At 67.0% G+C, this 17633-nt stretch carries 16 protein-coding genes and 1 tRNA gene; 11 read left to right on the forward strand and 6 right to left on the reverse strand.

What is annotated here, in order from left to right:
* Positions 1 to 61: 61 nt before the first annotated feature.
* From ABS761_RS06120 to ABS761_RS06130, 3 genes are read right to left on the reverse strand one after another with little or no spacing between them, the layout of a single operon-like run.
* On the reverse strand, positions 62 to 547 hold the full coding sequence (locus ABS761_RS06120; protein ID WP_350407238.1) for a DUF1178 family protein: 486 nt from the start codon (positions 545 to 547) through the stop codon (positions 62 to 64).
* Between the two features lie 2 nt (positions 548 to 549).
* Positions 550 to 1170 carry a thermonuclease family protein gene (locus tag ABS761_RS06125; RefSeq protein WP_350407239.1) on the reverse strand — a complete coding sequence of 207 codons (621 nt, stop codon included), beginning with the start codon at positions 1168 to 1170 and terminating at the stop codon, positions 550 to 552.
* Positions 1171 to 1189: 19 nt separating this feature from the next.
* The gene (locus tag ABS761_RS06130; RefSeq protein WP_350407240.1) at positions 1190 to 2839 is read right to left on the reverse strand and encodes an acyl-CoA dehydrogenase family protein; all 1650 of its coding nucleotides are present in this window, start codon (positions 2837 to 2839) and stop codon (positions 1190 to 1192) included.
* 198 nt (positions 2840 to 3037) lie between these two features.
* Here ABS761_RS06130 and ABS761_RS06135 point away from each other — a divergent pair, with 198 nt between their 5' ends.
* The 11 genes from ABS761_RS06135 to ABS761_RS06185 all read left to right on the forward strand — a co-directional run bounded on the left by ABS761_RS06135 (position 3038) and on the right by ABS761_RS06185 (position 14332).
* Positions 3038 to 3418, forward strand: a complete 381-nt coding sequence (locus ABS761_RS06135) for a DUF423 domain-containing protein (protein ID WP_350407241.1) — start codon at positions 3038 to 3040, stop codon at positions 3416 to 3418.
* A 55-nt stretch (positions 3419 to 3473) separates the two neighbouring features.
* Positions 3474 to 4523 carry an adenosine deaminase gene (locus tag ABS761_RS06140; protein ID WP_350407242.1) on the forward strand — a complete coding sequence of 350 codons (1050 nt, stop codon included), beginning with the start codon at positions 3474 to 3476 and terminating at the stop codon, positions 4521 to 4523.
* A complete protein-coding gene (locus ABS761_RS06145; protein ID WP_350407243.1) occupies positions 4520 to 5104 on the forward strand; it encodes a DNA-3-methyladenine glycosylase in 585 nt (194 codons plus the stop codon). Before ABS761_RS06140 ends, ABS761_RS06145 begins: the two co-directional genes overlap by 4 nt.
* A gap of 214 nt (positions 5105 to 5318) precedes the next feature.
* Positions 5319 to 7616: a 4Fe-4S binding protein gene (locus ABS761_RS06150; RefSeq protein ID WP_350407244.1), complete on the forward strand. Its 2298-nt coding sequence runs from the start codon at positions 5319 to 5321 to the stop codon at positions 7614 to 7616.
* Between the two features lie 56 nt (positions 7617 to 7672).
* Entirely contained in the window at positions 7673 to 9577 is a 1905-nt protein-coding gene (nosZ, locus tag ABS761_RS06155) for a TAT-dependent nitrous-oxide reductase (protein ID WP_350407245.1), read from the forward strand.
* A gap of 6 nt (positions 9578 to 9583) precedes the next feature.
* Entirely contained in the window at positions 9584 to 10864 is a 1281-nt protein-coding gene (locus ABS761_RS06160) for a nitrous oxide reductase family maturation protein NosD (RefSeq protein WP_350407246.1), read from the forward strand.
* Entirely contained in the window at positions 10861 to 11760 is a 900-nt protein-coding gene (locus ABS761_RS06165; RefSeq protein ID WP_350407247.1) for an ABC transporter ATP-binding protein, read from the forward strand. Before ABS761_RS06160 ends, ABS761_RS06165 begins: the two co-directional genes overlap by 4 nt.
* Positions 11757 to 12587 carry an ABC transporter permease gene (locus ABS761_RS06170; RefSeq protein WP_350407248.1) on the forward strand — a complete coding sequence of 277 codons (831 nt, stop codon included), beginning with the start codon at positions 11757 to 11759 and terminating at the stop codon, positions 12585 to 12587. The genes ABS761_RS06165 and ABS761_RS06170 overlap by 4 nt, the downstream gene beginning before the upstream one ends.
* Positions 12584 to 13153 carry a nitrous oxide reductase accessory protein NosL gene (locus tag ABS761_RS06175; RefSeq protein ID WP_350407249.1) on the forward strand — a complete coding sequence of 190 codons (570 nt, stop codon included), beginning with the start codon at positions 12584 to 12586 and terminating at the stop codon, positions 13151 to 13153. The genes ABS761_RS06170 and ABS761_RS06175 overlap by 4 nt, the downstream gene beginning before the upstream one ends.
* Positions 13150 to 14154 carry an FAD:protein FMN transferase gene (locus ABS761_RS06180; protein ID WP_350407250.1) on the forward strand — a complete coding sequence of 335 codons (1005 nt, stop codon included), beginning with the start codon at positions 13150 to 13152 and terminating at the stop codon, positions 14152 to 14154. Before ABS761_RS06175 ends, ABS761_RS06180 begins: the two co-directional genes overlap by 4 nt.
* Before the next feature lie 101 nt (positions 14155 to 14255).
* Positions 14256 to 14332: transfer RNA gene (locus tag ABS761_RS06185), tRNA-Arg, on the forward strand.
* A 65-nt stretch (positions 14333 to 14397) separates the two neighbouring features.
* Here the strand turns inward: ABS761_RS06185 and ABS761_RS06190 are convergent.
* The 3 genes from ABS761_RS06190 to ABS761_RS06200 form a co-directional block, all read right to left on the reverse strand.
* Positions 14398 to 14637, reverse strand: coding sequence for a hypothetical protein (locus tag ABS761_RS06190; RefSeq protein ID WP_350407275.1), 240 nt, complete (start codon positions 14635 to 14637; stop codon positions 14398 to 14400).
* 168 nt (positions 14638 to 14805) lie between these two features.
* Complete coding sequence (locus tag ABS761_RS06195) at positions 14806 to 16092, reverse strand: amidase (protein WP_350407251.1); 1287 nt, start codon at positions 16090 to 16092, stop codon at positions 14806 to 14808.
* Complete coding sequence (locus tag ABS761_RS06200) at positions 16085 to 17608, reverse strand: malonate--CoA ligase (protein WP_350407252.1); 1524 nt, start codon at positions 17606 to 17608, stop codon at positions 16085 to 16087. Before ABS761_RS06200 ends, ABS761_RS06195 begins: the two co-directional genes overlap by 8 nt.
* Between the last annotated feature and the right edge of the window lie 25 nt (positions 17609 to 17633).

Below are 17633 nucleotides of genomic sequence, written 5' to 3' on the forward strand. Positions count from 1 at the left end.
GTCCGGCACAGGCAGGCCCACCTGATATCCAGTCGGCCGGCATCACCCGCCTGGCGCTCGCCTACTGCAGGCGGTCGTCGTCGAGGATGTCGGGGATGGGCATGATCGAAACCCCATCCTCGAGCAGCTCCTGGCATTCCTCGGCCGTGGCGGTGCCGCGGATCGCGCGATGCTCGATCTCGCCCTCGTGCATGCGCCGCGCCTCGTCGGCAAAGCGCGCGCCGACATCATCGGACTGGCTGACGATCCGGCGAATATGGCGCAGCACCTCGGCCTGCAACTGGGCCAATTGCCCGCCCGAGGGCGCCATGACCGTGGCCCGCGCCCCAGAAGGCGCCGCCGGCGGCGCGACATCCTCGCGCTGGGCTTTCAGGTGGCTGACATTCAGGTGCGGGGCCGAGACGCGACGAGTGATCTGCGAGCTCTGGCAGATGGGACAGCGCACGAGCCCCCGCGAGGCCTGGCCCTCATAGCTTTCCAGCGAGGCGAACCAGCCTTCGAAGAGATGATCGTGCTCACACGAAAGGTCGAATACTTTGAGTGCCATGATCAGCAAATGGGGGTGGCCGCGCCGGATTCAAGGGCCGCCCAGCAGCGCCACCGCCATTCCCAGGGCGCGACCGCGTCCGGTCGCGCCCACAGGCCCAGGCGCTGGGCGCGGGCCTTGTCCTGCAGCCCCGGCAGGACGGCATCACGCATATATTTTCCACCGCCCTGCATATTGGCCCAGGCCATGCCCGCAGCGACCAGCCGCCGGCTGGCGGTCTCACCCCCACCCAGCGGCAGATCGCAGACATGCCGTTCGTAGCGGTCGCGCTCGTAGCACGCGAGGGTGTAGGTGCCGCCGGCAATCTGCTCGGCCAGGGCCTTGCGCGCGGCTTGGCCAAAGGGCTGCCCGGGGCGATCCCGCCCATGCGAAGTCTCGGGCGCATCGATGCTGGCGAGGCGGATGCGCTCGCGCGCACGGCCCACGAGCAAGGTCAGCGTATCGCCATCGGACACGCTGACCACCCGGCCCGTCAGCGAATAGGTCTGCGCCGGCGTCGCACCCTCGACACCCAGCCCGAAGGCCGTCGCCCCAAGGCCCACGGCAAAGGCCACCGCCAGTAGCCATCCCGCCGCCCGCCAGCGAATCTTCCGCCCGACCGGCCCCCGGCTCCGTATCCTCATGCCTTTCATCACCCCGTCGTTAATCCGGCCAGGCCCGCCGCAGCAAGGCATCCGAGGCCAGCATCGCCGCCTGGGCGCCGTACACGCGTCCGCCCCCGCCGCCCAGGCGACTGTCGACGAAGGCGCGCGCCAGCCAGTCCGGCGCATGGCGCAGCAGCAGGTCGGCCTGCACCAGCAGGACCAAATCCTGCGCAGTATAACGGGCCGCCGCCTGCTGTTCGTCCTCGGGACGCCGCCAGGCCTCGAGCAGGCGCTGGGCAGCCGCCTGGACCGCTGTCTCGCCCGGATGCGCCGCCGCCATGCCGGACACTGCCCGGCCCACAGCGTCCGGGGCATGGCGAGCCGCGCGCAACACGTCCAGGCACATTACATTGCCCGAGCCCTCCCAGATGGAATTGACCGGCGCCTCGCGATACAGGCGGGCCATCGGGCCGTCCTCGATGTAGCCGTTGCCGCCCCAGACCTCCATGCACTCGCCCGCCGCCTCGATCGTGCGCTTGCAGATCCAGAACTTGGCGGCCGGCGTCAAGAGGCGGCGCAGGGCATGCTCGTCCTCGTCCACGGGCGCGTCGAAGGCCCGCGCAAGGCGCAGGGCCAACGCGGTGGCCGCCTCGGATTCGAGGGCGAGGTCCGCCAGGACCTGGCGCATGAGGGGCTGGGCGATCAGCGGCCGCCCGAAGGCACTGCGATGGCGGGCATGGTGGATAGCCTGGACCACCGCCTGGCGCAGCAGCGCGGCGCTGCCCAGAACGCAATCCAGGCGCGTATAGGAGGCCATCTCGACGAGCGTGCGGATGCCACGCCCCACCGGCCCCACCCGGCGGCCCATGACACCATCGAATTCGACCTCGACGCTGGCGTTCGAGCGGTTGCCCAGTTTGTCCTTGAGGCGCTGGATGTGCATGCCGTTGCGGCGACCGTCCTCGCGCCAACGAGGCACATAAAAGCAGCCATGGCCCTCCTCGTCGCGCGCCAGAACCAAATGCGCATCGGACATGGGCGAGGACAAGAACCACTTGTGCCCGCTCAAACGATACCAGCCGTCCCCCTCGCCAACCGCCAGGGCGAGGCTGGTGCTGCTGCGCAAGTCCGAACCGCCCTGCCGCTCGGTCATGCCCATCCCGACCATCATGGAGGCCTTGTCCGCCAGCGGGCGATCACGGCCGTCGAAGCGGCGTGAATACAGCAGGGGCCGCAGGGCCGCGAACCACGGCTCGCAGGCCAGCAGGGGGATGGCCGCCGAGGTCATGGTGGTCGGACACAGCGACCCGGCCTCGACCTGGCCATGCATCAGGTAGCGCGCGGCGCGGGCCACATGGGCCCCGGGGCCGGGTTGCGACCAGGCGCTGCAATGCATGCCCTGGGTAAACGCCATGCCCATGAAATCCGCCCATCCGGGGTGGAAAACGACCTGGTCGACGCGCACCCCCCTGCGGTCGTAGGCCCGTAGTTCGGGGCCGTGCCGATTGACCTCGCGGGCGAGCGCCAATGTCTCGCCGTGGCCCAGCAGCGCGCCATAGGCCTCGAGCCCGGGCTCCTCGGCGCCCGCACCCTCTCGCCTCACCCCTTCGCGCAAAGCAGCGTCGCTCAGGTACAGGTTGTAGTCGGCCAGGTCGGGAACCTGGTTGTCGACCTGCTGCGTGCGCGGCCCCTCGCCATCCAGTGACATGGTCACCTCCATCAGGGTCCGTCCGATACCCTCGGACACTCCCAGTCTACCTGCGAACGCCCGTCGGGACCATCGCCGCAAGGCCACTGGGGGATACAATCAGGCGGCACGCGGGCCGGCCCCGCGCGCCCGGTCCGCCTGGAGACCGGAAGCGCCCCCGCCCGAACCATCCATCCACCCTTTCACGGAGATTCCCCCATGTCGATCCGGACCATGCTCATTGCCGGCGCGCTCCTCCTCGCGCTGGGCGTCGCGGCGGGTGCTTTCGGTGCGCACGGCCTCAGACGCATCGTGTCCCCCGACCTGCTCGAGGTCTGGAAGACCGCCGTGCTGTACCAATTGATCCACGGTCTGGGCCTGCTGCTGCTCGCCGCGCTCGCCCGCTCGCTGGACGCCGGTCTGGCCACCTGGGCCGCCGGACTGATGCTGGGCGGCGTCCTGGTGTTTAGCGGCAGCCTGTATGCGTTGACCCTCTCGGGCGTGCGCGTGCTGGGCGCCATCACCCCCGTGGGCGGCGCCCTCATGATCGCCGCTTGGGCGGTTCTCGCCGTGGCGGCCTGGCGGGCCGCGCCGGGCTGAATCCGGACACCCCCGCCGTGCCTATAATAGGGGCAGGTCTTTCACCGGATATGCCATGCCCACCGATTCCACCGAGGACCCGGCCGCGCTGCGCGACTGGCTGCGCGCCCTGCCCAAGGCCGAGCTGCACCTGCACATCGAAGGCACGCTCGAGCCCGAGCTGATGTTCGAGCTGGCCTCACGCAATGGCATACGCCTGCCCTATGCCGACGCGCAGGCGCTGCGCAGCGCCTACCATTTCGCCGACCTGCAATCCTTTCTCGACCTGTACTATGCCGGAGCCGGCGTATTGCGTACCCAGCGGGACTTCCACGATCTGGCCGCCGCCTACCTGGCGCGGGCGCACGCCGACGGCGTCGTCCATGCGGAAATCATGTTCGATCCGCAGACGCACACCGCGCGCGGCGTTCCGATCGAAACCGTGTTCGCGGGCCTGGCCTCGGCCCTGCGCGAGGCACGCGACACCCTCGGCCTGACCAGCCGCCTCTTGCTGAGCTTCCTGCGCCACCTGCCCGAGGAGGACGCCCTGCGCACACTCGAGCAGGCCCTGCCGCTGCGCGAAGCCTACGCCGACCTTTGGATCGGCATAGGCCTGGATTCCGCCGAGCACGGCAATCCTCCAGAGAAATTCGCACGCGTCTACGCACGCTGCGCGGAACTGGGCTTTCGACGAGTGGCCCACGCGGGCGAGGAGGGTCCGCCTGAATACGTGCGCGGCGCCCTCGAGACGCTGGGCGTCGAGCGCATCGACCACGGCGTACGTGCCAGCGAGGACCCGGCGCTGCTGGCCGAGCTGATTCGACGACGCATCCCGCTGACGGTATGCCCCTTGTCAAACCTCAAACTGGGCGTGGTCGACGATCTGCGCCGGCACAATCTGGCCCGGCTGCTACGCGCGGGCGTCATGGTGACGCTGAACTCGGACGACCCCGCCTATTTCGGCGGCTACGTCCTGGACAATTACACCGCCAGCGCCACGGCGCTGGACCTGGACCGCGACGAGCTGGCGACCCTGGCGGCCAACAGCCTCCAGGCGAGTTTCCTGCCGCAGGCGGACAAGGCCCGTCTGCTCGACCGCCTGGCGCGAGCGGTGGCGCGGCCATGAAGACCGCAAGCCTGGAAAAGCTGCGTCACGACTTCTACGACCGCGACGCGGTGAGCCTGGCTCAGGCCCTCATCGGCAAGCTTCTCGTCCACCACGTTGCCGACGACGCGCGCATCGGCCGCATCGTCGAGGTCGAGGCTTATCTGGGGCCCGGCGATCTGGCAGCCCATACGGCGCGCGGCCCGACCCCACGCACCCGCGCGATGTTCGGCCCGCCCGGCCACGCCTACGTCTATCTGGTCTATGGCATGCACCACTGCATGAATGTGGTGGCCGGCCCCGAGGGCAGCGGCACGGCGGTGCTGCTGCGCGCACTCGAGCCGGTCACGACATTGCCCTGCGCCACCAACGGCCCGGGACGCCTGTGCAAGGCATTGGGCATCAGTCTGGCGCATTACGGCCAGGACTTGTGCAGCGACAGCCTGTATCTGGCCGACGATGGCCTGAGCCTGGGCTACGACATCGCGCGCGGCCCCCGGATCGGCGTGGACTACGCGGGCGAATGGGCGGCCAAGCCGCTGCGGTTCTATGCGGACGGACACCCCTGTGTCAGCCGTGCACCGGGCAAGCGCAGGCACTGAGGATCGGGTCGGAAATACCGACCCCATATCCGGGCACACACGAAACACCATCGATATAGAACTGATTTAGTACTGATCTAGCGGCATCGTCGCATATTTTCAACAATACGCATAAAAACAGACGGGTTCGCCAAAATCTTTTGATCTAGATCAATCTAGGGTTATCCCCTATTATCTACCATGGCACATCGACGATGCATTTCGATGGTGGTCCATGCGTTGCTTTCCCAGGTTTCTCCTCCGTTGCGGCCGCCGGCTGGCACAGGCCGCGGCAATCGCAGTCCTGTCCCTGGGCCTGTGCACCGCGCCCGCCCACGCGGCATCGCGCCTTGGCGACTTCCTGCAAACCATCGTGCCGGCGGACATTTTCCCAGGCGCCGACCGCTTGGGCCCGCCAGAGGGCAAACCCACTGTCGCCCGAGCCTACGCGGGCGAACGCATGCTGGGCTACGTCTATCTCACGAGCGACATCGTCAATACGCGTGGCTATTCCAGCAAACCCATCGACACCCTGGTCGGCCTGTCGCTCGAGGGTGAGATCGTGGGCGCGCGGCTGGTCGAGCACCACGAGCCCATCGTCCTCATCGGCATCCCCGAATCCAAAGTCGAAGCCTTCATCCGAGGCTACGTTGGCCTGAATTACGTGAAGGCGCCACCGCGCCCCGGCGCCCCGCCACCGGTCGACATCATCAGCGGCGCGACCGTCACCCTGATGGTGATCGGCGACAGCATCACCCGCTCGGCCTTGTCCGTCGCGCGCCAGTACCGGATCGGTCTGGCCGGCCAGGCCGAGGCCCCGCCCCGGCCGCGCCGCGAGGTCAATACCGCGCTGGACGAGATCCAGTCCTGGGACCAGTTGCTGCAAACCGGCGCCGTGGCGCAGATGCGCCTGACGGTCGACGCGGTCAACCGGACCTTTGCCGACACCGGCCGCCAGGGCGCGATCGAGCGCCCCGAAGCGGGCCAACCGGACGACACCTTCATCGATCTGTATGCCGCGCTGGTCAGCGTGCCCTCGATCGGCCGCAGCCTGTTGGGCGACGTGGAGTGGGCCTATCTGCGCGACCACCTCAAGCCCGGGCAGCAGGCGATCCTGGTCGCCGGCAACGGCCCCTATTCCTTCAAGGGCTCGGGCTACGTGCGCGGCGGCATCTTCGATCGCATCGAAGTGATCCAGCAGGACGGCAGCTTCCACTTCACCGACCTGGACCATCAGCGACTGGCCGATCTGATGGCCGCGGGGGCCCCGTCGTTCAAGGAAATCGCCCTGTTCACCGTGCCCGCCAGCGCCACCTTGGACGCTGTCGAGCCCTGGCGCCTGCAGCTCCTGGTGCAACGCGTGATCAGTGTCAAGGAAAAGGCCTTCGTGACCTTCAATCTGAACTACGCCCTGCCCGACGCCTACACCCGGCCGGCCGCTCAGCAGGTCCCGGCATCCGGCGCCACCGACGCGGCGGCCTCGCTGGAGGACGACGCCCAGAGCGCCGCCCGCGACGCGGCCGAGACCGCGCCCGCGCTGTGGAAACAGATCTGGCGCGCCAAGACTGGTCAAGTCGCCACCGTGCTGGCCGCCCTGCTGCTGCTCGTGGGGGTGTTCTTTTTTCAGGACCAACTCACCAAGCGCGAGGTGTTCTACGAGCGCTTCCGCCTGGCCTTTCTCGCCTTCAGCCTGGTGTGGATCGGCTGGTACGCCCAGGCTCAGCTCTCGGTGGTCAATGTGCTGACATTCACCACCGCCCTGCGCTCCGATTTTCGTTGGGAATACTTCTTGATGGATCCCGTAGTGTTCATCCTGTGGGTGGCCACCGCGATATCGCTGGTGTTCTGGAACCGGGGTGCCTTCTGCGGCTGGCTCTGCCCGTTCGGGGCGCTGCAAGAGCTCACCAACAAGATCGCGCGGCGGCTGCACGTGCCCCAAATCAAAGTTCCGCACGGCGTCAACACGCGTCTGGCGGGCCTCAAGTACGTGATTTTCCTCGTGCTGTTTGGCTACTCGCTCTACGAGCTGGGGCTGGCCGAGCAACTCGCCGAGATCGAGCCCTTCAAGACCGCCATCATCCTCAAGTTCGTCCGCGACTGGCCCTTCGTGGTCTTCGCCGCGGCGCTGCTGGTGGCCGGACTGTTCATCGAGCGTTTTTACTGCCGCTACCTGTGCCCCCTAGGCGCCGCGCTGGCCATCCCGGCGCGGCTGCGCATCTTCGACTGGCTGCGCCGCTACAAAATGTGCGGCAACCCCTGCCAGCGCTGCGCAGTGGACTGCCCGGTACAAGCCATCGCCCCCGAGGGGGACATCAATCCCAACGAGTGCATCCAGTGCCTGCACTGCCAGATGCTGTACCACCACGAACAGAAATGCCCGCACCTGCTGCAAAAGAACGCCAAGCTGCAGCGGCGTAAAGCGCCGCCGGCAGCGGCAGGCGCGGCGATACCGGGCGAGACCATTGCGCGCCGCAGCCCCACCGTACGCCCTCGCCAACCCGGCGACGGCCAGCCAGTTTCATCGAACCCATAGCCTGGGAGAGGCGGGCAGCCGTCCGCCCGAGGCTATGCAAACCCAGGGAGAGCACCATGTCTGACCACAATCCTGAGAAGCCCGGCCTGAGTCGCCGGAACTTCCTCGGCACCGCAGCGGCCTCGGGCGCCGCCGGCCTGATCGCAGGCTCGCACCTGCCAGCCACCGCCAAGGACAAGGCCTCGGGTGGCCTGAAGGCCCATGTCGAACCCGGCGAACTGGACGAATACTATGCCTTCAACTCAGGGGGTCAGTCGGGCGAGGTCCGCATCCTGGGCCTGCCATCGATGCGCGAGCTGATGCGCATCCCGGTGTTCAATATGTGCAGCGCCACAGGCTGGGGCCGTACCAACGAAAGCCGCAGGATCCTCACCGAAGGCCTACAGCCCGACACGCTCGAGTACGTGAAGTCCATCGGCGGCGTATTCCCGAACGGCGACGCGCACCACCCGCACATGTCCTTCACCGACGCGACCTACGACGGCCGCTACATCTTCATCAACGACAAGGCCAACAATCGGGTGGCCCGCATCCGCTGCGACGTGATGAAGACCGACAAGATCACTGAAATCCCCAACGCCTCCGGTATCCACGGTCTGCGTCCGCAGCGCTATCCGCGCACCGGCTACGTCTTCGCCAACGGCGAGCACATCGTGCCCCTGCCCAACGACGGCACGGTTCTGGACAATCCCAAGGACAATTACTGGGCGGTCTACACGGCGCTCGACGGCGACACCATGAAGGTCGCCTGGCAGGTCCTGGTCGACGGCAACCTGGACAACGGCGATGCCGATTACCAAGGCAAGTACTCCTTCGCGACCTGCTACAACTCGGAAAAGGGCCTGAACGTCACCGACATGTCCTCCAACGAGCAGGACTGGGCCGTGGTGTTCGACATCAAGGCCATCGAGCAGGCCGTCAAGAGCGGCGACTACAAGGAAATGAACGGCGTGCCGGTGGTCGATGGCCGCCACGGTTCGAAATACACCCGCTATATCCCCGTGCCCAACTCGCCGCACGGCTGCAACGCCGCGCCCGACGGCATCCACGTCGTTTTCAACGGCAAGCTCTCGCCCACGGTCACGGTCATCGACGTGCGCAAGCTCGATGACCTGTTCGCCGGCAAGATCAAAGAGCGCGACGTGGTCGTGGCCGAGCCGCAACTAGGCCTGGGGCCCCTGCACACCGCCTTTGATGGCCGCGGCAACGCCTATACGACCCTGTTCATCGACAGCCAGATGGTCAAGTGGAACATCGACAAAGCCAGGCGCGCCTATGCGGGCGAAAACGTCGATCCGATCGTTCAGAAGCTCGACGTGCACTACCAGCCCGGCCACAACCACAGCACCATGGGCGAGACCAAGGAGGCCGACGGCAAGTGGCTGGTGTCGCTGAACAAGTTCTCCAAGGACCGCTTCCTGAACGTGGGTCCGCTCAAGCCCGAGAACGACCAGCTCATCGACATTTCGGGCGACGAGATGAAGCTCGTGCACGATGGCCCGAGCTTCGCCGAGCCGCACGACATGCTGCTGGTGCACCGCTCAAAGGTCCGTCCGGCGCACATCTGGAAGCGTGACGACCCGATGTGGGCCGACGTGCGCGAGATGGCCGCCAAGGACGGTGTCACCCTCGAGAGCGCGGCCAACGTCATCCGCGACGGCAACAAGGTGCGCGTCTACATGGTGGCTGTGGCGCCGATCTTCAGCGTGCCCAAGTTCGACGTCAACCAAGGCGACGAAGTCACCGTGATCGTCACCAATATGGAGGTGATCGAGGACTTGACGCACGGCTTCACGCTCGAGGGCTACGGCCTGGCCATGGAGATCGGACCGCAAGCGACGGCCTCGATCACCTTCACGGCCTCACGCCCGGGCGTGCACTGGTACTACTGCCAGTGGTTCTGCCATGCCCTGCACATGGAAATGGCCGGACAGATGAACGTCCTGCCGAAGAAGGCCTAAGCCGCCATGACGCGTGCGTCCTTCGGACTCGGCACCCAGCTGGGCCTGGCCGCCCTCATGGCGGCCTGGAGCGCGCACGCCGCCCAGATCGACGTCGCCCCAGGCCACGACCTGAGGGCGGCGATCACGGCGGCGGCGCCGGGCGACATCCTGCGCCTCGCGCCAGGCGACTACCCCGGCAACATCGTGATCGACAAGCCACTGACGCTGCTCGGTCCGCAGGACCGGTCCGCCCGCCTCATCGGGGAACGCACGGGCCGCACGGTGTGGATCCAGTCGGCCGACGTCGCGCTGCGGCATCTGACCATCCGTCATTCGGGCCTGAGCCTACCCGACATGGACGCGGGCGTGTTCCTCGACAAGACCGCCGAACGCGCGCGGATCGAGGACAACGACATCATCGACAACTCTGTCGGCGTCTACCTGTGGGGCGCCCGGGATGCACTGGTGCGCGGCAACCGCATCGTCGGCAACACCGGCCTGCGCGTCAACGAGCGCGGCAACGGCATCACGGTGTGGAACGCACCGGGCTCGCGGGTCCTGGACAACGACATCTCAGAAGGCCGCGACGGCATTTTTTCAAACAACAGCCGCCAGAATCTTTTTCGAGGCAACCGCTTCAGCCGGCTGCGCTATGCGGTGCACTACATGTACACCAACGACAGCGAGGTCAGCGGCAATATATCGGTGGGCAACGAGATCGCCTACGCCATCATGTTCTCGGAAAATCTCGTCGTCACCGACAACATCGCCATCGACAGCGCTCACCAGGGCCTGATGCTCAATGCCGCCAACAAATCCACGATCGAGGGCAATGTGATCGACCGCGCTGAAAAATGCGTCTTCATCTATAACGCCAATTTCAACCGCATCGCGCACAACCACTTCCACAACTGCCAGATCGGCGTGCACTACACGGCCGGTGCCCAGGGCAACGTCATCAGCGCCAACGTCTTTGCGGACAACCAGAACCAGGTCAAGTACGTCGGTACGCGCTACCTCGAATGGTCCGCCGATGGGCGCGGCAATTACTGGAGCGACCACAGCGCCTTCGACCTGGATGGCGACGGCATCGGCGACACCGCCTACCGTCCCAACAGCATCATCGACCAAGTGCTGTGGCGCGCGCCGGGCGCGCGCCTGCTGCTCAACAGCCCCGCCGTCTCCATCGTGCGCTGGGCCCAATCACAATTCCCGGCGATCCTGCCCGGCGGCGTGATCGACAGCGCGCCCCTGATGGCCATGCCGCGCACGGCCACCTGGGAAAAACTCAAGGACCTGCCATGACCGCGCCCCATCTCCAGCTCCGGGACGCCAGCAAGATCTACGGCCGCCAGCGCGCGGTGGACGGCGTCACGCTGGCCGTGCATCCGGGCGAATGCGTCGTGCTGACCGGCCACAACGGCGCCGGCAAGAGCACCCTCATCAAACTGATCCTCGGCCTCATCCATCCCGACGCGGGCGAGGTGTCGCTGCTGGGACACCCGGCGACGAGCCGCGGCGCGGCGCGCAGCCGCCGCCACGTCGGCTACCTGCCCGAGACCGTGGCCCTGCACCCCTCGCTGACCGGCGCCGAGACCCTCGCCTTCTACGCCCGCCTCAAGGGCCTGCCGACCGATGGCAACGGCGCGCTGCTCGCGCGCGTGGGCATTGCCCAGGCCGCCGACCGCCGGGTGGGCGGCTATTCAAAGGGCATGCGCCAGCGGCTCGCGCTCGCGCAGGCGCTGCTGGGCGGACCCCGCGTCCTGCTGTTGGACGAACCCACCACCGGCCTGGATCCGGCCTCGCGCCTGCTGTTTTACGAAATCGTGCGTGAGCTGCGCGAGGCGGGGGCCGGCATCCTGCTGAGCACACACGCCCTGGCAGAACTCGAGGGCCAGGCCGACCGGGTGGTCGTGATGCGCGAGGGCCGCAAGATCGCCGACGGCACGATGGGCGAGCTGCGGCGCAGCGCCGACTTGCCGGTGCGCATCCGCGTGACGCTGCGTGCCGACGGCCCGAACCAGGTCCCGCCCGGCTGGCGGCGCCTCGGGCCCACGCGGCTCGAGCGCAGCTGCGCCGAACGCGACAAACTCGCCGAGCTGCGCGGGGCGCAAGCCCTCGAAGGCCTCGAGGACCTCGAGATCGAGACCCCGGGCCTCGACGAGATGTACGCCCACTTCCTTCGCAGGGACGACTCATGAACGCCATCCTCATCATCATCCGCAAGGAAATCCGCGATGGCCTGCGCAACCGCTGGGTCCTGGCCGTCACGCTGCTGCTGGCCATGTTCGCGCTCTCACTGGGCTTTCTAGGCAGCACCCCCACCGGCACCGTCAAAGTGGACCCCCTGACGGTGACCGTGGTCAGCCTCTCGAGCCTGTCGATCTTTCTGGTACCACTGATCGCCATGCTGCTGTCCTACGACGCCATCGTGGGCGAGATCGACCGCGGCACCATGAACCTGCTGCTCAGCTACCCGGTCGCCCGCTGGCAGGTGATCGTCGGCAAGTTCTGCGGCCATCTGTCCATTCTGGCGCTGGCCACGACCGGCGGCTACGGTCTGGCGGGGATCGCGCTGCAGCTGGCCCACGGCGGACTGGACTTTTCGGCCTGGACGCCGTTCGCGCTCCTGATCGCCGCGAGCATTCTGCTGGGCGCCGGCTTCCTGTCCCTGGGCTACCTCATCAGCACCCTGGTCCGCGAGCGCGCGACCGCGGCCGGGATCGCCATCGGCGTCTGGCTGTTTCTGGTCGTGATCTACGACATGGCCTTGCTTGGCGTTCTGGTGGCCGACCAAGGCAGGATCATCACCGCGCCGCTGCTCAATATCCTGCTGTTGCTCAATCCCACCGACGTCTACCGCCTGATGAACCTGACCGGCTACGAGAATATCGCCATGTTCGCCGGCATGGCGGGGCTGAGCCAGCAGGCCAAACTGTCGATGCCCACGCTGCTGCTGGCCCAGCTTCTCTGGATCGCCGTGCCTTTTGCCCTGGCCGCCCTGAGCTTCAAGAGGAAGTCCCTATGAAAAATGCCTCCAGGCGCCTCTTCGCGCCCGCCACCCTGACCCTCGTCCTACTACTGGCGGGTTGTGGCGGGAACGACGCCACCCAGCCGCCTCCGGCGCCACACGCCATCACCTCCGAAGCCGTGGGGCACTATTGCGGAATGAACCTCGACGAGCACACCGGACCCAAGGGCCAGATCCTGCTGCGCGACACATCGCAGCCCGTATGGTTTACCACCATCCGCCAGGTTTTTGCCTATACCTTGCTGCCCGAGGAGCCCAAGGCCATCCGCGCCATCTACGTGCAGGACATGGGGCGCGCGCCAGCGGGCGGATCGCCCCCGAGCGACGCCTGGATCGACGCGCGCGAGGCCTACTACCTGATCGAGGGTGGCGCCATCGGCGGCATGGGCGCACCCGATGCCCTGCCTTTTCTCCACGAAGAGGACGCCCAGGCGTCCGGGCGCCGCCATGGTGGCCGCGTGGTGAGATTCGAAGACATGCCCGAAGACTACATCCTAGGCGACGCCGCGACCGCCCCCCAGAACCCCCATGTGGGCCACGCGTCCGTCGGAGCATCATCATGAGCCCCTCGCCTGTACGCCGCCGCTTCATCGGCATTCTCGCCGCCTGCTCGGCCCTCGGTGCCGTGCCCTGGGCCGCGCGGCGCGCCGCCGCCATGCCCGCCGCGCCCGAGCCCGAGACCTGGCGCGGCATCGCCCTGGGCGCGGACGCCGAGCTGCGCATCTATCATCCGGACCGCCGGTTCGCGCGAGACCTGATCCAGCGATCGATCGCGGAAGTGCACCGCCTGGAGCAGGTCTTCAGTCTGTACCGCGAAGACAGCGTCCTCGCGCGCCTCAACCGCGATGGCCGGCTCGATGAGGCGCCCAGCGACATGCTGCGCATCCTCGAGCTGTCCGCCCACATTGGCGCCCTGAGCGGCGGCGCCTTCGATCCCAGCGTCCAGCCGCTGTGGACCTTGTACGCCGAAGGCCTGTCCCGGAACCCGGCCTGGACGCCCGATGCGCGGGTTCTCGCCCAGACCCTCGAGCGGGTCGACTATACCGCCATTCACCTCGAGGGTCGCACGGTGCGCCTCGGCCGGCCGGGCATGGCCTTGACACTCAATGGCATCGCCCAGGGCTACATCACCGATCGCGTGACCGAGTTGCTGCGCGACGCCGGCCTGGACCGCGCCCTGGTCGATATGGGCGAGATCCGGGGCCTGGACCGAACGGGAGTCGCGCCCCCCTGGCGAGCCGGCCTGGCCGACCCCGAGGCCCCGGGAAGTCCCCTGCGGACCGTCGAACTGCGCAACCAGGCGCTGGCCACCTCGAGCGGCGTGGGTACCCTCCTGGACAGGTCCGGTCGCTACACCCACCTGTTCGACCCGCACACGGGCGAGGCCCGCCCACGCCACCGTAGCGTCTCGGTCCTGGCCCCCGAGGCCGCCACCGCCGACGCGCTATCCACCGCATTCTCGGTAATGTCCGAACCTGCCATCCACGGCGTGCTGCGCCGGACGCCGAGGACCCGCGCGTGGGCGCTGCCCAACGGCGCGGGGGAATGGCGGGAGCTCGCCTGAGGCTCGGCTGCAAGGCTCTCCGCAGATGAACGAACGGTGTCCGATTGGGCCGCAACCGACATGACATGGCGAAAAAAGCATGCTATAGTTACGCCTCTTTTGCGGCTGTAGCTCAGTTGGATAGAGTACTTGGCTACGAACCAAGGGGTCGTGGGTTCGAATCCTGCCAGCCGCGCCATACACGTCAAGGGCTTACAGATTTTGGTCTGTAAGCCCTTGTGCTTTTTTGGCGCTGGAGGGTGCTTAGCCGCCGGCGCCGCGTCGCAACCTGTCGAGCGCCGCCTGATTCAGCCGTCTTGCTTCCTGCTCAGCATAGTCCCGTTCCCCAGGCTCGTACGCCCCCTCGTAGAGGCACCGGCTGCGGTTCCATTGGCACTCGTTTCCGCCGCGCTCCGAGAACATCGACTCGACCGACGAGCATCCCGAAACCAGCAGGGCGAGCAACAGCACCGCTCCGTAGCGGCCGTGCGTTCGAATGGACATTCTTGGCGATGACATGCCGTTCGACCCTCCTGGTCATACGAAAGCCAGAATCGAGGCTCCATGCCCCGCACTATAGGTTGCCTTGCAGACAGTGTGCGTAACGGTCAGAAACAGGGATAGACAGACGAATAAGGACCGGACACCGGCCCTACACTGCCATGCGCCGGATCATGGCGCAAGCGCCACGCGCTCGAGCATCCAGGCCGCCGAGAGCATCCGGGCGTCCTCATGCAGTGCCCCCACGACTGTGACTCCCACAGGCATACCGGTCGCCCCCGCGCCGATCGGCACATGGACACAGGGATTGCCAAGCAGGCTCCACATTCGGTTGAAGACCGGATCGCCCGTGAATTCGAGGCCACGCGGCGCCTCTCCGGGGGTGCTTGGCGCGAGCAGCACGTCGAACGATCCGAACACCCGCGCCAGATCGCCGCGCAAAGACGCCGCCAGCCGACGGGCCTGCGCATAGCTCTCGCCGGCGACCCGAGCCCCCTGACCCAGCAGATGCGCAAAGGAGGAGCTGAATCCTCCGGCCTCACTCCGCGACTCGGCTTCGAATGCCGCCGCGGCCTCGTAGTTCATGATCATCACCTGGGCCTCGTTCAGGCCGCCCGAGGCCGCGGGCAAGACGGCGTCCGAGACCCTTGCCCCCATCCGTTCAAAGTGGCGGATCCCTTCTTCGAGAACCCGGCGCGTGTCGGCGTCCGCAAAATCCCAGTATGGCGTGTGGCAGACCCCGACGCGCAGGCCCTGCAGCGGCTGCGGGTCCAGCGTCCAGCGGGTCAGCGCTGCGACGAACCAGGCGGCGTCCTCGACCCGCCGGGCCAGCACCCCAACCGTGTCCAGGCTGGGCGCAAGCGCCTTGATCCCCACCCCCGAAATCATGCCTAGGGTGGGCTTGTAGCCCACCACCCCGCAGAAGGCCGCCGGCCGCACGATCGAACCCGCGGTCTGAGTACCCAGGGCGAGGGGCACCATGCCCGCGGCCACCGCTGCGGCCGATCCGCTGGATGAGCCGCCCGGCGTGTGCAAGACACCCGCGGGACTGCGTGGATTGCTCGTAGGCCCTGGCTGGAACGCCGCAAACTCGGTCGTGGTGGTCTTGCCCATCACCACAGCGCCCAACCGCCGGCTCTGGGCGACGCAGGCCGCGTCCCGGCTCGGCGCATGGCCGGCATAGATCGGCGAGCCATAGGCGGTCGGCATGTCGAAGGTATCCATCAGGTCCTTGACGCCAATAGGCACGCCCGCCAGGGGGAGCACGCCGCCGCGCGCGTCGATCGCCCGTGCCTGGCTCATTACCGCCTCACGGTCGAAGTATGCCCAGGCGTGAACCGAGGCGCGCGCCTCGACGCGCTCGGCGAACGCGGATGCAACATCCACCGCGCTCAGGGAGCCGCTCGAGACCCGGCGCGCCAACTCGCGCACGGGAGAATGCACAATGTCCCTATCCATATCGCTGCCGCAGCACGTTCTTTTGCACCTTGCCCATGGTGTTTCGCGGCAGCGAGTCGACCACGTGAATCTGCTTGGGAACCTTGAAATTGGCCAGTTCGGCCTTCAACCCGGCGAGCATGGCGGGCACGTCGATCGAAGCGCCCTGACGGGGCACCACGACGGCGACCACGGCCTCGCCAAAATCCTTGTGTGGCACACCGATAACGGCGGATTCCTGGACGCCGGACATGTCGTCGAGGATGATCTCGATCTCTTTTGGATATACATTATATCCACCAGAAATAATCAGATCTTTGCTGCGGCCGACAATACTCAGGTAATGATCCGGAATACCAGCACCGCCTAGCGTGCCCAGATCGCCGGTGCGAAACCAGCCATCGCCGGTGAACTCCTGCTGCGTCTTTTCAGGCATGCGCCAGTATCCCGCGAACACATTGGGGCCGCGCACCTGCACATGGCCGGTGACCCCCGCAGCCACAGACCGGTCGGCATCGTCGACCACGCGCACCGCGATCCCCGGCAGCGCCGGGCCGACAGTTCCCGCGATACGCTCGCCCAAGGCCGGATCGCAAGGGTTCGACGTGATCATGCCGGCCTCGCTCATGCCGTAGCGCTCGAGGATCCGCGGGCCGATACGCGCCTCGAACTCACGGAAGGTATCCTCCAGCAGCGGCGCCGATCCCGACACAAACAGGCGGACCCCGGCGCAAAGCTCGCGGGTGAAACGCGCATCACCCAGCAGGCGAACATAGTAGGTGGGTACGCCCATCATCAGCGTGCACTCGGGCAGGTAGCGCAGCGCCTGGTCAATGTTCAGCCCGGGCAGCCACACCATCCGGGCCCCCGAGAGCAGCGCGCCATGCGTGGCGACGAACAGGCCGTGGATGTGGAAGATCGGCAACATGTGCAGCAGGACATCGTCCGGACGCCACCCCCAGTACTCCTTCAGGGTCAGGGCATTGGATGCCAGATTGCCGTGGGTAAGCATGGCCCCCTTGCTGCGGCCAGTGGTGCCCGAGGTGTAGAGGATTGCCGCAAGGTCGCCGGCCTGCCGCGCCACCGCCACGAACGCATCGCCCTGCCCGGCCGCGGCGGCCATCAGGGTGCCGCCCGCATCGGCATCCAGAGTCAGCACATGCGCCGTCCCCGCCTGCCGTGCGACGCGCTCGACCCACTCCAGATTACCGCTGTCGCATACGACGACCGCAGGCTCGGCATCGCCCAGGAAATAGGCGACTTCAGATTCGTGATAAGCCGTGTTCAGCGGCAGATAGACCAGCCCCGCCCGCAGGGCCGCGAGGTATAGCATCAAGGCTTCTGGGGACTTGTGAACCTGCACCGCGACCCGCGCACCCGGGCACGCGAGCATGCGCAGCACATTGGCGATGCGCGCGCTGCCGCGATCGATATCGTCCCAGGAGTAACCTCGCTCGGGAGTCTGAAGGGCGACCGCCCCGCGATCCTCCGGAAAGCCGGAGGCGAGCACCACGTACAAATTCTCGTTGGACTGCACAATCAATCTCCTGTGAATACGAGAT

The organism is Castellaniella sp. GW247-6E4 (assembly GCF_040276065.1).
Classification (GTDB): domain Bacteria; phylum Pseudomonadota; class Gammaproteobacteria; order Burkholderiales; family Burkholderiaceae_B; genus Castellaniella.